Raw genomic sequence first — 12,091 nt, 5'->3', positions numbered from 1 at the left:
CCCATTGCAGTACATCCCGCGCAAGGATGCAAATGCTCAGCGTTGCAGTTGGGCGGGCAGTGGTGCGGTGGGTTGTTCGGGGCGCGACCAGATCCACAGGTTGCCCAGGGTCATCCCGGCGATGGCAAGAAACACTGGCCAGTGGTGTTCGAGAACGGTGAGCATCAACCCTGCGCACAGCAGCATGCTGATGGTTGCGCTGACCTTGGCGCGGCGCTGGATCACCTTGCCGTTGCGCCAGTTCCACAGGATCGGCCCGAACAGACGGTGGTTCTCCAGCCAGGCGGACAGGCGCGGCGAACTGCGGGTCGCGGCCCAGGCGGCCAGGAGGATGAACTCGGTGGTGGGCAAGCCAGGAATGACGATGGCGACCAGACCTATCCCGAGGCTGACATAAGCCAGGATCGCATACAGCAGGCGGGACAGTCGGGAGCGGGCAAGTCGGGTCATGGTCTCACTGCAAAGCGGTCCGGCCACCCGAATGGTGGCCGGCAGGTGCGTCTCAGGCCAGCGCGGCATCCGTGGCGTAGGCGTGCTTGAGCAGCTCGGTGAAGCGCTCGAAGGCAGCGACTGCGCCACGCTCGGCGGCGGCGTCCTCTTCGGCCGACAACTCCAGGCCGTCGAGGATGCGGGTGAACTGTTTCCAGCCCTCTGCACGGCCGCCGGCCGGCTCGCCCAGGTGACGGGCGCCGAAGCTGTCGGACAGCTCCAGGGCCACGGCACGCTTGATCAGGAACGCTGCGCCCAGTTTGGAGCCTTCGGAGACGAAGATCCAGCCCAGGGCTTCGCCCAGGCTTGGTTTGACCAGAGCGCCGGCAACCGGGGCGGGTACTTCGGTGTTCAGGTCGGCCAGGTCCAGGCGCGCCTGTTCGGCCCGGCAACGCTCGGCCAGGTCAGGGACGATGGCGATCAGTGCTGGGTCGGTGTACAGCGCCTGCAGCTCGGACTGGAACAGGTACTGGGCGACGACGAAGCGGGCGAAGCTCTCGCGGCTGTCGAACGGCGCGTGCGACTTGACCAGAGCGTCCAGCTCGGTGTGCGGTGCGTGGGTGACCTGGTTCAGGCGTTGCGAGCGCAGGGCGGCGCGCTCGGAGGTGTGGCTGGTCATGGGTGCATCCTTGGGAAATGGGGCTGTCTAGGTACAAGACGAAAGAGAAGACGCAGGACAGTAAAAAAACCTCACCTGGGAGTGGGAGGCATTTGTGTTCGGGCGGGGGAGAGAGGTGTCCCTTGCGGGAGCGGCACAGGGCCACTCCCGCAGGGATGCTGGCCTGGATCAGATGTCCCAGATCACATTGATGGCAAAGTTGCGTCCCGGCATGGTCAGGCGGTCGAGGTTGGCCGGCTGGGTCACTGCCGCCTCGCCAAGGCCGTCGTAGCCGCGCACGTCATCCCACTGCCAGTACTTCTTGTCGGTGAGGTTGTAGAGACCTGCATTGACGGTCACGTCTTCAGTCACCTTGTAGAAGCCGGTCAGGTCCAGCACGCCGTAGCCTGGGGTGCGGAACTGCTTGCTGGCGCCGTCGGGGGCGAAGAAGGTGGAGTCGTCGACACGGTTCTTGCGCTTGACCAGTGTCCAGCTGAGCAGGCCGCCGTAGTTCTGCTGTTCGTAGCCCAGGCCCATCACGGCGGTCAGTGGGTTGACGCTGTTCAGCGGCTGGCCATTGTCGTCGTTGCGGCCATGGGCGTAGGCCAGGGAGCCCTGGGTGTAGAGGCCCTGCGGCGCACCGAAGTGGTCGAGGTTCAGGCGACCCTTGAACTCGGCACCCTTGATGGTCGCGTGCTTGATGTTGTTGGCCTGGAAGGTCGAGCCCAGGTTGGCCGACTGCACGGCGTCTTCGTTGATGAAGTCGCGGTACTTGTTGTAGAACACCGCCACGTCGAAGTTGCCGGCGTCGAAGTTGCCGCGCAGGCCGGTCTCGTAGCTCTTGCTCTTCTCGGGTTCCAGGTTCGGGTTGGGTTCGACGCGATAGCCCAAGGTCGGGTTGTCGAAGCGCCCGTACATGGCCTTGGCGGTTGGGGTGCGGAAGCCTTCTGCGTACTGGCCATACCAGGTGTAGTTGTCGTTGAAGGCGTAGGTGATGCCGAATTTGGGTGAGACACGGTGCCACTTCTTGTCCGAATCGTCGACGCTGGACGGTGCCGCGCCGGTGCCCTGGATGCCCCGCAGGAATTCGGCGGTCATCTTCGGTTCCATGCGGGTGTAGTCGTAACGCGCACCCGGCAGGAAGGTCCAGTTGTTCCAGCGGATCTCGTCCTGGGCGAACAGGCTGTAGGTGTTGATGGTCGGGTCCGGGAAGTCGCTGACCAGCGCCTGGCTATCACTCGCGCTGTTCTGGCCGATGGCGCGGCAGGTGCCGCCGATGTTCAGGCAAGTGCCGGTACCGCTGCGCGAGCCGGTGACCTTCTCGTGCTTGATTGTGGTGCCATAGGTGAGCAGGTGGTCGGTCTCGCCGATGCTGAAGGCTTTGTCCAACTGACCATCGAACACCCACTGGCGGTCCTTGTAGGTGGTCTGGCGGTCGCGGAACACCTGGCGACCGGAGGCGAAGTAGAGCTCGTCGGTACGTTGGTCGGTCTTGGCGATCTGGTAATTCAGGCTCCACTTGACGTGGTCTGCGACCAGGCTGTCGAGGCCGAACTCGTGGTTGATGCCGAAGCGCTCGCGGGTGACGGTGTCGTTGCCTTCACGCATCCGATACATGTTCGACGCACCACGGCCGGGGATGAATGGGCCGCCCACCGCGCTGAGGATGTTCTGGTCGCGGTCGTCCTTGTAGTGTTCGTAGGTGAAGCCCAGGCGCGCGTCGTCAGCGTAGTTCCAGCCCAGCTTGGCCAGCACGTTGGTGGTGCGCACGTCTTCCGGGTTGGCTTCGGTGCGGGCAAGGCCGGTGCCGCCGTGGCCACCGTAGGATTCGGTCTCGTGGCCGTTGCGCTGGCTCAGGTGCAGCAGACCGTCGAAGTCGCCCTGGCGGCCAGCGACGGTGGCGGAGGTCAGCCAGCTTTCGTCGGCCGAGCTGTAGCCGGTCTTCAGGCGCGCGCCGACGTCCTTGCCGGGCTTGATGATGTCGTCCGGATCGAGGGTGTAGTAGCTGACCGCGCCGCCGATGGCGTTGCTGCCGTACAGCACCGAGGCCGGACCACGCAGGATCTCGACGCGCTTGACGATCTCGGGGTCGACGTAATTGCGCTGGGTCTGGGCGTAGGGGCCGTAGAAGAAGCTGTCAGGGATCGACACGCCATCGACCTGGGTGAGGATCCGCTCGCCGTCGATGCCGCGGATGTTGTAGCCGTTCAGGCCGCTGCGCTGGCCGACACCGCCCACCGAGACGCCGGGCTCGTAGCGCACCAGTTGCTTGATGTCGTTGACGTTCTGGCGGTCCAGTTGCTCGCGGGTCTGCACGCTAACCGTGCTCGGCACCTGGCTTACGTCCTGGGCGCTGCGGGTAGCGCTGACGGTCAACTGTTGCAGGGCGATGGCGTTGCCTGCGGTTTGGCGCTCGAGCACGACGTTGCCGTTGCCGATCTTGCGAAAGCCCAGGCCGGTGCCGTGCAGCAGTTTCTGCAGTGCCGCTTCCGGTGCCAGTGCCCCTTGCACGCCCGGCGAAGCCACGCCCTCGGCCAGCTCGGCGGAGAAGCCGACCTGCCAGCCAGTGACTTCGCTGAACGCATTGATTGCCGAGACCAGTGGCTGCTGGGCAATGGCGAAACGGTAGTCGCCCATGCGTGGGCTGGCGGCCTGGGCAGGCTCTGCGGCCAGCGCGGGCAGGCTGCAGGCGCCACTGGCCAGCAGTGCCAGGGTCAGCAGGGACAGTTGCCCCATGCGTCGGGAAGAGGGGGAAGGGCGGGTTGGACCTGAGGACATCGGAAGCGCTCCCTGTCGCGCGAACTGTTATAGGTGAGTGCAGTTCTTGTTTTCGAACAAGAATCAGTTGCATTGGCTATAACGAGACGGACGTGGTGTGGGAGTCGCGTAAAAATAATTTAGTGGGGGCGGCGGTTCGACGCCCCCGCAGGCATCACTCAGTTGAGAATCACCACCGCCGGATATTCGTGCAACTGCGCCGAGGTGATATGGGCCAGGGCGCGCAGGGTCTCCAGGGGCTGGTCCAGGCGGTAGTTGCCGGTAACGGCCACCTGTTCCAGGTGGTCGTTGCGGTTGATGATCCAGCCCGGGTAGTAGCGGCGCAGTTCATCGAGTACCTGGCTCAACGGGCAGTTCTCGAACACCAGGCGGCCATCGATCCAGGCCAGTTCCTTGTGCAGGTCGGCGCGCTGGCGTTGACCGAAGCCATCAGGCCCGACGCTGATGCTGTCACCGGCGCTCAAGCGGATGCGCTGGTCGCTGGCGGCCTGCAGGTCGACGTCGCCGCGCTGCACGCGCACCTGCGCCTGGCCATCGAGGTAGCGTACGGCGAAGTTGGTGTCGCGTACCTGGGCGCGCAAGGGGCCGGCCTGGACTTCAAGCGGCGGCTGGTTGCCGCCGGGCACTTCGAAATAGGCTTCGCCCTGCAACAGCCGCGCAACCTGGCGCCCTTCGCGCAGGTCACTGGCAAAGGCCGAGTTGGTGTTGAGCAGCACCTTGGCGCCATCGTCCAGTTGCAGCCGCTGGCGTTCGCCGACCACCGTCAGGTGATCGGCCTGCAGGCGCACTGGCAGGTTGCCGAAGGTGAACAGCCCGACCACCAGCATGGCCGCCGTGGCCAGCGGTTTCCAGTGGCTGCGCAGGCGCCCGCGCAGCGAAGTGCGGCGCTGTTGGTGCAGATCGCTCGCCAGGTGGCGCAGGGTGACGCCGTTCCACAACGCTTCGACTTCGACATAGGCTTCGGCGTTCTGCTCGGCGGCGCCCAGCCAGGCTTCGAAGTCCTGGGTGTCCTGCTCGGTGGGGCATTGCAGGCGGATCAGCCAGTCCTGCGCTTCGTCCATGGCGCGGGCGCGGGCGTCTGGCTCGGCGGGCGATGGGCGAGGGGCGGGGTTGCTCACGGGGGATCCTTGCATGGCGTTTTTTGCAGATGATCGGCGCTGTGCGCAGGCATGGCAATAGCCAGCACCTGCCCAGGTGGCGAGCGGTCGCTTACTTGAGGCGGTCGGCCACACCCATGCAGATCGCCATGATCAGCTTCAGTTCCTTCTGCACGGTGCTGGCCGAGACCTGCAACTGCTCGGCGATTTCCAGGTAGCTGGCACCGTGCAGGCGGCTGAGAATGAAGATGCGCTGCTGGCGTGCCGTGAGCTGGCCGAGGCTGACGCTCAGGCGCTTGAGCAGTTGCTCGGCATGCACCGCATCCTCGCTGTTGCCCAGCGGCGCGGCGACATTGTGCAGCACCTGCTCGGGCACATCGTCGACCAGAGTGCGCGACTGCACGCGGCGCGCGCGCAAGTGGTCGAGGGCAAGGTTGCGGGCGGTCTGGAACACGAAGGGTTCGAGGTGTTCGATAGGGCGCTCACCCAGCGCGCGGGTAACCCGCAGGTAGGTTTCCTGCAGCAGGTCCTCCGCCGTGCTGGGGTTGCCGACCATGCGCTGCAAGGTGCGCAGCAGGGTGAGGCGCTGGGTGAGGAAGACTGAGTTGAACCGGGACTGACTCACGGGGAAACCTGGCCGACGAGGGGTGAATGATAATGCTTATCATCCATGCGCCAGGTCAAGCGGAGAAATGTCATGAAGGGGTAAAGGTGGGGCCGCCAGGGCAGCCCCAAGGCCTTTTCATTGTGCCCGGAACAGCGCCAGGCAGTTGTCCAACATGCGGTTGGAGAAGCCCCACTCGTTGTCGTACCAGGCCAGCACCTTGAGCATGCGGCCGTTGGCGCGGGTGTGGTTGGCGTCGAAGATCGACGACAGCGGGTTGTGGTTGAAGTCGCACGACACCAGCGGCAGGCTGTTGTAGCCGAGCACGCGCGAATGGCGGCTGGCTTCGAGGAACAAGCGGTTGACCTCGTCGGCACTGGCTTCGCGCTTGAGGTTGACGGTCAGGTCGACCAGCGACACGTTGATCACCGGCACCCGTACCGCCATGCCGGTGAGCTTGCCGGCCAGTTCCGGCAGCACCAGGCCCACGGCTTCGGCGGCGCCAGTCTTGCTCGGGATCATCGATTGAGTGGCCGAGCGGGCCCGGTAGGGGTCGCTGTGGTAGACGTCGGTCAGCACCTGGTCGTTGGTGTAGGCGTGGATGGTGGTCATCAGCCCCTGCTCGATGCCGAACTCACGCTGCAGCACCTGGGCGATCGGCGCCAGGCAGTTGGTGGTGCACGAGGCGTTGGAGATGACTTGGTGCGAGGCGCGCAGCACGTCGTGGTTGACGCCATACACCACGGTAGCATCGGCGCCCTTGGCCGGCGCCGAGATGATCACCTTGCCGGCGCCGGCGGTGATGTGGGCCGCCGCCTTGGCGCGGTCGGTGAACAGCCCGGTGCATTCGAACACCACATCGATGGCTTCGGCTTTCCAGGGCAGTTCGGCGGGGTTGCGGATGGCGCTGACCGCGATGCGATCGCCGTTGACCGTCAGGCTCTCATGATCGGCCTCCACGGTGGCATCGAAGGTGCCATGTACGCTGTCGTACTTGAGCAGGTGGGCGTTCATCGCGCTGTCGCCCAGGTCGTTGATGGCGACGACCTGCAGGTCCTGGCGGTAGCCTTGGGTATAGAGTGCGCGCAGGACGTTGCGTCCGATGCGGCCGAATCCATTGATCGCGATGCGAAGGGTCATTGGCATTACCTCTGGCAGTCTGGGTGAAGCCTATGGCACAAAATGGGTAGAAGCTTCACTGAAACGGTTTTGTTATTGGAATTACAAGATTATTCACTCCAAGATAGAAAACAAGCATTTTTAGTGGCAATATTTTGGTAAACCTACAACGAGTGATCGAGCCTTCCACGCCAACGACCTTTCCGGCCCCTGCCTTGAGCCTAGGTCGCAACCGTTTGGAGTGGAAATGCCGGTTCAGGTCGCCCTTACACATAGCCTGGAGTCCAGTACATGCATCCGCGCATCCTTGAGGTCACCGCAAGGCTGACCGAACGCAGCCGTGCCACCCGTGAACGCTACCTTGAGCTCATTCGCGGCGCGGCCAGCGACGGCCCGATGCGTGCCAGCCTGCAGTGCGCCAACTTCGCCCACGGTGTGGCCGGTTGTGGCAGCCAGGACAAGAACAGCCTGCGGATGATGAACGCCGCCAACGTGGCCATCGTCTCTGCGTACAACGACATGCTCTCGGCGCACCAGCCGTACCAGCACTTCCCCGAACAGATCAAACAGGCGCTGCGCGAGATCGGCTCGGTCGGCCAGTTCGCTGGTGGCGTACCGGCCATGTGCGATGGCGTGACCCAGGGTGAACCTGGCATGGAGCTGGCGATCGCCAGCCGCGAAGTGATCGCGATGTCCACCGCCATCGCCCTGTCGCACAACATGTTCGATGCCGCGCTGATGCTGGGCATCTGCGACAAGATCGTGCCTGGCCTGATGATGGGTGCGTTGCGCTTCGGCCACCTGCCGACCATCTTCGTTCCTGGCGGGCCGATGCCTTCGGGTATCTCCAACAAGGAAAAGGCCGACGTGCGCCAGCGCTACGCCGAAGGCAAGGCCAGCCGCGAGGAGTTGCTGGAGTCGGAGATGAAGTCTTACCACAGCCCTGGCACCTGCACCTTCTATGGGACGGCCAACACCAACCAGCTGGTGATGGAGGTCATGGGCCTGCACCTGCCGGGGGCCTCGTTCGTCAATCCCTACACCCCGTTGCGCGATGCCCTGACCGCCGAGGCGGCCCAGCAGGTCACGCGCATGACCAAGGCCAGTGGCAGCTTCATGCCCCTGGGCGAGATCGTCGACGAGAAGGCGCTGGTCAACTCCATCGTCGCCCTGCACGCCACCGGCGGTTCGACCAACCACACCCTGCACATCCCGGCGATTGCCCAGGCTGCCGGGATCCAGCTGACCTGGCAGGACATGGCCGACCTCTCCGAGGTGGTGCCGACCCTGTCGAACGTGTACCCGAACGGCAAGGCCGACATCAACCACTTCCAGGCTGCAGGCGGCATGAGCTTCCTGATCCGCGAGCTGCTCGACGCCGGGCTGCTGCACGAGGACGTCAATACCGTGGCCGGCCACGGTCTGCGCCGCTACACCCAGGAACCGTTCCTCGACGACGGCAAGCTGGTGTGGCGCGAAGGGCCGCAGCACAGCCTGGACGAAAACATCCTGCGCCCGGCCTCGCGGCCGTTCTCGGCCGAAGGCGGCCTGCGGGTGATGGAAGGCAACCTGGGGCGCGGGGTGATGAAAGTCTCCGCCGTGGCGCCGGAACACCAGGTGGTCGAGGCTCCGGCGCGAGTGTTCCACGATCAGCAGTCGCTGGCCGATGCCTTCAAGGCTGGCGAATTGGAGCGCGATTTCGTCGCCGTGGTGCGTTTCCAGGGCCCACGCTGCAATGGCATGCCCGAGCTGCACAAGCTGACGCCGTTCCTCGGCGTGCTGCAGGACCGCGGCTACAAGGTCGCGCTGGTTACCGACGGGCGCATGTCTGGTGCGTCGGGCAAGATCCCGGCGGCGATCCACGTGTGCCCCGAAGCGTATGACGGCGGGCCGCTGGCACGGGTGCGCGATGGTGATATCGTGCGCGTCGACGGTGTCGAAGGCACGCTGCAACTGATGGTGTCGGCCGAGGAGCTGGCCGGGCGCGATCAGCCTGATGCGCCCCTGGGTAATGACCTGGGGTGCGGGCGCGAGCTGTTCGGCTTCATGCGCGTCGCGTTCAGCCCGGCAGAGCAGGGCGCCAGCGCCTTTACCTCTGCCCTGGAGCGTTTCAAATGAAGGCCTCGCTGGTCGGTGACATCGGCGGTACCAACGCCCGCTTTGCCCTGTGGCGTGACAATGACCTGCACGCGGTGCAGGTGCTGGCGACAGCGGACTATTCCAGCCCCGAGCAGGCCATCGAGGCCTACCTCAAGGACCAGGGCCTCAAGCGTGGCGATGTCTCGGACGTGTGCCTGTCGGTAGCCGGCCCTGTCGATGGCGACGAGTTCCGCTTCACCAACAATCACTGGCGCCTGAGCCGCTCGGCCTTCTGCAAGGTGCTGCAGGTCGAGCGCCTGTCGCTGATCAACGACTTTTCCGCCATGGCCCTGGGCATGACCCGCCTCAAGCCTGGCGAGTTCGTAGAGGTGTGCCCTGGGCAGGCGGACGCCGCGCGCCCGGCGCTGGTCATCGGCGCGGGTACCGGCCTTGGCGTCGGCACCTTGCTGAGCCTTGGCGAGCAGCACTGGATGGCGCTACCGGGCGAAGGCGGGCATGTCGACCTGCCGGTGGGCAATGCCCGCGAGGCGGCGATCCATCAGCAGATCCACAGGCAGATTGGCCATGTCAGCGCCGAGACGGTGCTCAGTGGTGGTGGGCTGGTGCGGCTGTACCAGGCCATCTGTGCACTGGATGGCGACACACCCCGTCACAAGACCCCGGCGCAGATCACCGATGCCGCGCTGGGCGGCGAGCCGCAGGCCCTGGCGGTGATCGAACAGTTCTCACGTTTTCTCGGGCGTGTCGCGGGTAACAATGTGCTGACCCTGGGGGCGCGTGGCGGGGTCTATATTGTTGGCGGCGTGGTGCCGCGCTTCGCCGAGCTGTTCCTGCGCAGCGGGTTCGCGGCAAGCTTTGCCGACAAGGGCTGCATGAGCGGCTACTTCCCCGGTGTGCCGGTATGGTTGGTGACGGCGGAGTTTTCCGGGTTGCTCGGGGCCGGGGTGGCCTTGCAGCAGAGGCTGGACCACTGACGGTCGGTTGTGGTGCCATTCGCGGGCAAGCCCGCTCCCACAAAAAACTGTAGGAGCGGGCTTGCCCGCGAAGGGCATCGACGCCGATAGAATGTCGCCACAACAGGCATCAAGACCTGTACCGACCCAAGGGAATTCATTGTGAGCACTGCCGGTAAAACCATCCTGATGGTCGATGACGATCAGGACATTCGCGAGCTGCTGCAGACCTACCTCAGCCGCTCCGGCTTCCAGGTCCATGCCGAACCCGACGGCCAGGGCTTTCGCCGCGCGCTGGATGCCGGCAACTACGACCTGGTGATCCTCGACGTGATGCTGCCCGACGAGGACGGCTTCAGCCTGTGCCGTTGGGTGCGTCAGCATCCGCGTCAGTCGCGGGTGCCGATCATCATGCTCACCGCCAGCTCCGATGAAGCCGACCGTGTCATCGGCCTGGAGCTGGGCGCCGACGACTACCTGGGCAAGCCATTCAGCCCGCGCGAGCTGCAGGCGCGGATCAAGGCCCTGCTGCGTCGCTGTGACTTCACCACGGCCACCCCTGCCAGCGCGGTGCTCACCTTCGAAGACTGGCGCCTGGATACGGTCAGCCATCGCCTGTTCCACCGCGATGGTGAAGAAGTGATTCTCTCCGGTGCCGACTTCGCCCTGCTCAAGCTGTTTCTCGACCATCCCCAGCAGATCCTCGACCGCGACACCATTGGCAATGCCACCCGCGGGCGTGAACCGATGCCGCTGGACCGCATCGTCGACATGGCGGTCAGCCGCCTGCGCCAGCGCCTGCGCGACACCGACAAGCCACCGCGGCTGATCCGCACCGTGCGCGGCAGCGGCTACCTGCTTGCAGCGAATGTCAGCTGTGCCGGCTGAGCAGGCCACCGAGCGCCGCTTGCGCCTGTTGCCGCGCTCGCTGCTCGGGCGCATGTTGCTGCTCACCTTGCTGGTGGTGCTGATCGCCCAGGGGCTGTCGAGCGTGATCTGGGTCGCCCAACTGCGCGCCAGCCAGCTGCAGGGGCTGCGCGCCAGCGCCAGCAGCCTTGCGCACTCGATGAGCGCCAGCGTCAGCTACTTCCGTTCCCTGCCGGTGGCCTACCGGCCGATGGTGCTCGACCAGTTGCGCAGCATGGGCGGTACGCGCTTTTTCGTCTCGCTCAACGAAAAGCCGCTGGGCATGCCGGTGCTGCCCATCACCCCGCGCAAGCAGGCGGTGATCGAGGTGTTCCAGCAGGTGCTGCACGAACGCCTGGGCCAGCAGATGGAAATCTCCGTCGAGTTCGTCAGCCCCGACGACCTGCGCATCTTCAACAGCGGCCTGAAGCTCGACGAGCTGCCGCGCTCCTGGGCCCACTACGCGCTGACCCTCGAACCGCTCAATCCGCCGGTGCTGGTCACCCAGATCCGCCTGGACGAAGGCGAGTGGCTGTACATCGCCTCGCTGCTGCCCGAGCCCTATACCGGCCTTGAACCCGAGCGCCTGCCGCGCCAGCAGATCGGCTTCATCGCCCTGACCACCCTGTTGCTGCTGTTGTTCATCGGCCTGCTGGTGCACTGGCAGAGCTGGCCGCTCAAGCGCCTGGCGCGGGCGGCGCGGGAGATGTCACTGGGGGCGGACGTGCCGCCGGTGGCTGAAGGTGGCGGCAGCGAAGTGGTCGAGGTGGGGCGCGCGTTCAATGCCATGCGTGAGCGCATCAGCCGCTACCTGACCGAACGCTCGCAGCTGTTCAGCGCCATCTCCCACGACCTGCGCACGCCGATCACCCGACTGCGCCTGCGCGTGGAACTGCTTGAAGACGAGCACCTGCAGGCCAAGTTCAGCCGCGATCTCGACGAGCTGGAGCTGCTGGTCAAGGGCGCGCTGCAATGCGTGAAAGATACCGACATCCACGAAAACATCGAACCGATCGACCTCAACCAGGTACTGGAGATTCTTGCCGAACCCTACCTGGGCGATGGGCGCATCACCTTGGAGGGCCGCGCGCTGGCGCCGTACCCTGGCAAGTCGCTGGCGCTGCGCCGCTGCATCGGCAACCTGATCGACAACGCCATCAAGTACGGCGAGCGTGCGCACCTGCGCATCATCGACAGCACCGAGGCCTTCGTGCTGCAGGTCGACGACCAGGGGCCGGGGGTGCCGGAGCAGCGCCTGGAGCAGGTGTTCGAGCCGCATTTCCGCCTGGCGGGGCAGCAGCAGGGGTATGGGCTGGGGCTGGGGATCGCGCGTAATATCGCCCACAGCCATGGCGGGGAGGTGAGTTTGTTGAACCTGCGTGAGGGTGGGTTGCGGGTGACCTTGTTCCTGCCCCGGAATATCGATTGATTGGGCCAGCCCTATCGC

Annotated in this window: 10 protein-coding genes; 4 read left to right on the top strand and 6 right to left on the bottom strand. The window is 65.2% G+C overall.

What is annotated here, in order from left to right; all coding sequences use genetic code 11:
- Nucleotides 1-36: 36 nt before the first annotated feature.
- The 6 genes from HU729_RS12610 to gap form a co-directional block, all read right to left on the bottom strand.
- Nucleotides 37-450 carry a YbaN family protein gene (locus HU729_RS12610; protein WP_186667933.1) on the bottom strand — a complete coding sequence of 138 codons (414 nt, stop codon included), beginning with the start codon at nucleotides 448-450 and terminating at the stop codon, nucleotides 37-39.
- A 52-nt stretch (nucleotides 451-502) separates the two neighbouring features.
- Complete coding sequence (locus HU729_RS12605) at nucleotides 503-1,108, bottom strand: biliverdin-producing heme oxygenase (protein ID WP_186710274.1); 606 nt, start codon at nucleotides 1,106-1,108, stop codon at nucleotides 503-505.
- A 168-nt stretch (nucleotides 1,109-1,276) separates the two neighbouring features.
- Nucleotides 1,277-3,865, bottom strand: a complete 2,589-nt coding sequence (locus HU729_RS12600; protein WP_186710272.1) for a TonB-dependent receptor — start codon at nucleotides 3,863-3,865, stop codon at nucleotides 1,277-1,279.
- 158 nt (nucleotides 3,866-4,023) lie between these two features.
- Entirely contained in the window at nucleotides 4,024-4,998 is a 975-nt protein-coding gene (locus HU729_RS12595; protein ID WP_186710271.1) for a FecR domain-containing protein, read from the bottom strand.
- Nucleotides 4,999-5,074: 76 nt separating this feature from the next.
- Nucleotides 5,075-5,587, bottom strand: coding sequence for a sigma-70 family RNA polymerase sigma factor (locus HU729_RS12590; protein ID WP_054895146.1), 513 nt, complete (start codon nucleotides 5,585-5,587; stop codon nucleotides 5,075-5,077).
- 117 nt (nucleotides 5,588-5,704) lie between these two features.
- On the bottom strand, nucleotides 5,705-6,706 hold the full coding sequence (gap, locus tag HU729_RS12585) for a type I glyceraldehyde-3-phosphate dehydrogenase (protein ID WP_054895147.1): 1,002 nt from the start codon (nucleotides 6,704-6,706) through the stop codon (nucleotides 5,705-5,707).
- Between the two features lie 270 nt (nucleotides 6,707-6,976).
- Here gap and edd point away from each other — a divergent pair, with 270 nt between their 5' ends.
- From edd to HU729_RS12565, 4 genes are all read left to right on the top strand, one after another.
- On the top strand, nucleotides 6,977-8,803 hold the full coding sequence (edd, locus tag HU729_RS12580; RefSeq protein WP_186710270.1) for a phosphogluconate dehydratase: 1,827 nt from the start codon (nucleotides 6,977-6,979) through the stop codon (nucleotides 8,801-8,803).
- Nucleotides 8,800-9,759: a glucokinase gene (locus HU729_RS12575; RefSeq protein WP_186667953.1), complete on the top strand. Its 960-nt coding sequence runs from the start codon at nucleotides 8,800-8,802 to the stop codon at nucleotides 9,757-9,759. The genes edd and HU729_RS12575 overlap by 4 nt, the downstream gene beginning before the upstream one ends.
- A gap of 141 nt (nucleotides 9,760-9,900) precedes the next feature.
- Nucleotides 9,901-10,626, top strand: a complete 726-nt coding sequence (locus HU729_RS12570) for a response regulator transcription factor (RefSeq protein WP_186710269.1) — start codon at nucleotides 9,901-9,903, stop codon at nucleotides 10,624-10,626.
- Complete coding sequence (locus HU729_RS12565; RefSeq protein WP_186667957.1) at nucleotides 10,607-12,073, top strand: ATP-binding protein; 1,467 nt, start codon at nucleotides 10,607-10,609, stop codon at nucleotides 12,071-12,073. Before HU729_RS12570 ends, HU729_RS12565 begins: the two co-directional genes overlap by 20 nt.
- Nucleotides 12,074-12,091: the final 18 nt, after the last annotated feature.

It is taken from the genome of Pseudomonas sp. RW10S2 (genome assembly GCF_014268985.1).
GTDB lineage: Bacteria > Pseudomonadota > Gammaproteobacteria > Pseudomonadales > Pseudomonadaceae > Aquipseudomonas > Aquipseudomonas wayambapalatensis.
The sequence above is the reverse complement of the archived record's forward strand: the minus strand, read 5'-3'. Positions and strand labels throughout refer to the sequence as shown.

Coding starts and splice junctions, on each gene's coding strand:
- HU729_RS12610 (WP_186667933.1), bottom strand. CDS start 450: ATGACCCGACTTGCCCGCTCCCGACTGTCCCGCCTGCTGTATGCGATC.
- HU729_RS12605 (WP_186710274.1), bottom strand. CDS start 1,108: ATGACCAGCCACACCTCCGAGCGCGCCGCCCTGCGCTCGCAACGCCTG.
- HU729_RS12600 (WP_186710272.1), bottom strand. CDS start 3,865: ATGTCCTCAGGTCCAACCCGCCCTTCCCCCTCTTCCCGACGCATGGGG.
- HU729_RS12595 (WP_186710271.1), bottom strand. CDS start 4,998: ATGCAAGGATCCCCCGTGAGCAACCCCGCCCCTCGCCCATCGCCCGCC.
- gap (WP_054895147.1), bottom strand. CDS start 6,706: ATGACCCTTCGCATCGCGATCAATGGATTCGGCCGCATCGGACGCAAC.
- edd (WP_186710270.1), top strand. CDS start 6,977: ATGCATCCGCGCATCCTTGAGGTCACCGCAAGGCTGACCGAACGCAGC.
- HU729_RS12575 (WP_186667953.1), top strand. CDS start 8,800: ATGAAGGCCTCGCTGGTCGGTGACATCGGCGGTACCAACGCCCGCTTT.
- HU729_RS12565 (WP_186667957.1), top strand. CDS start 10,607: ATGTCAGCTGTGCCGGCTGAGCAGGCCACCGAGCGCCGCTTGCGCCTG.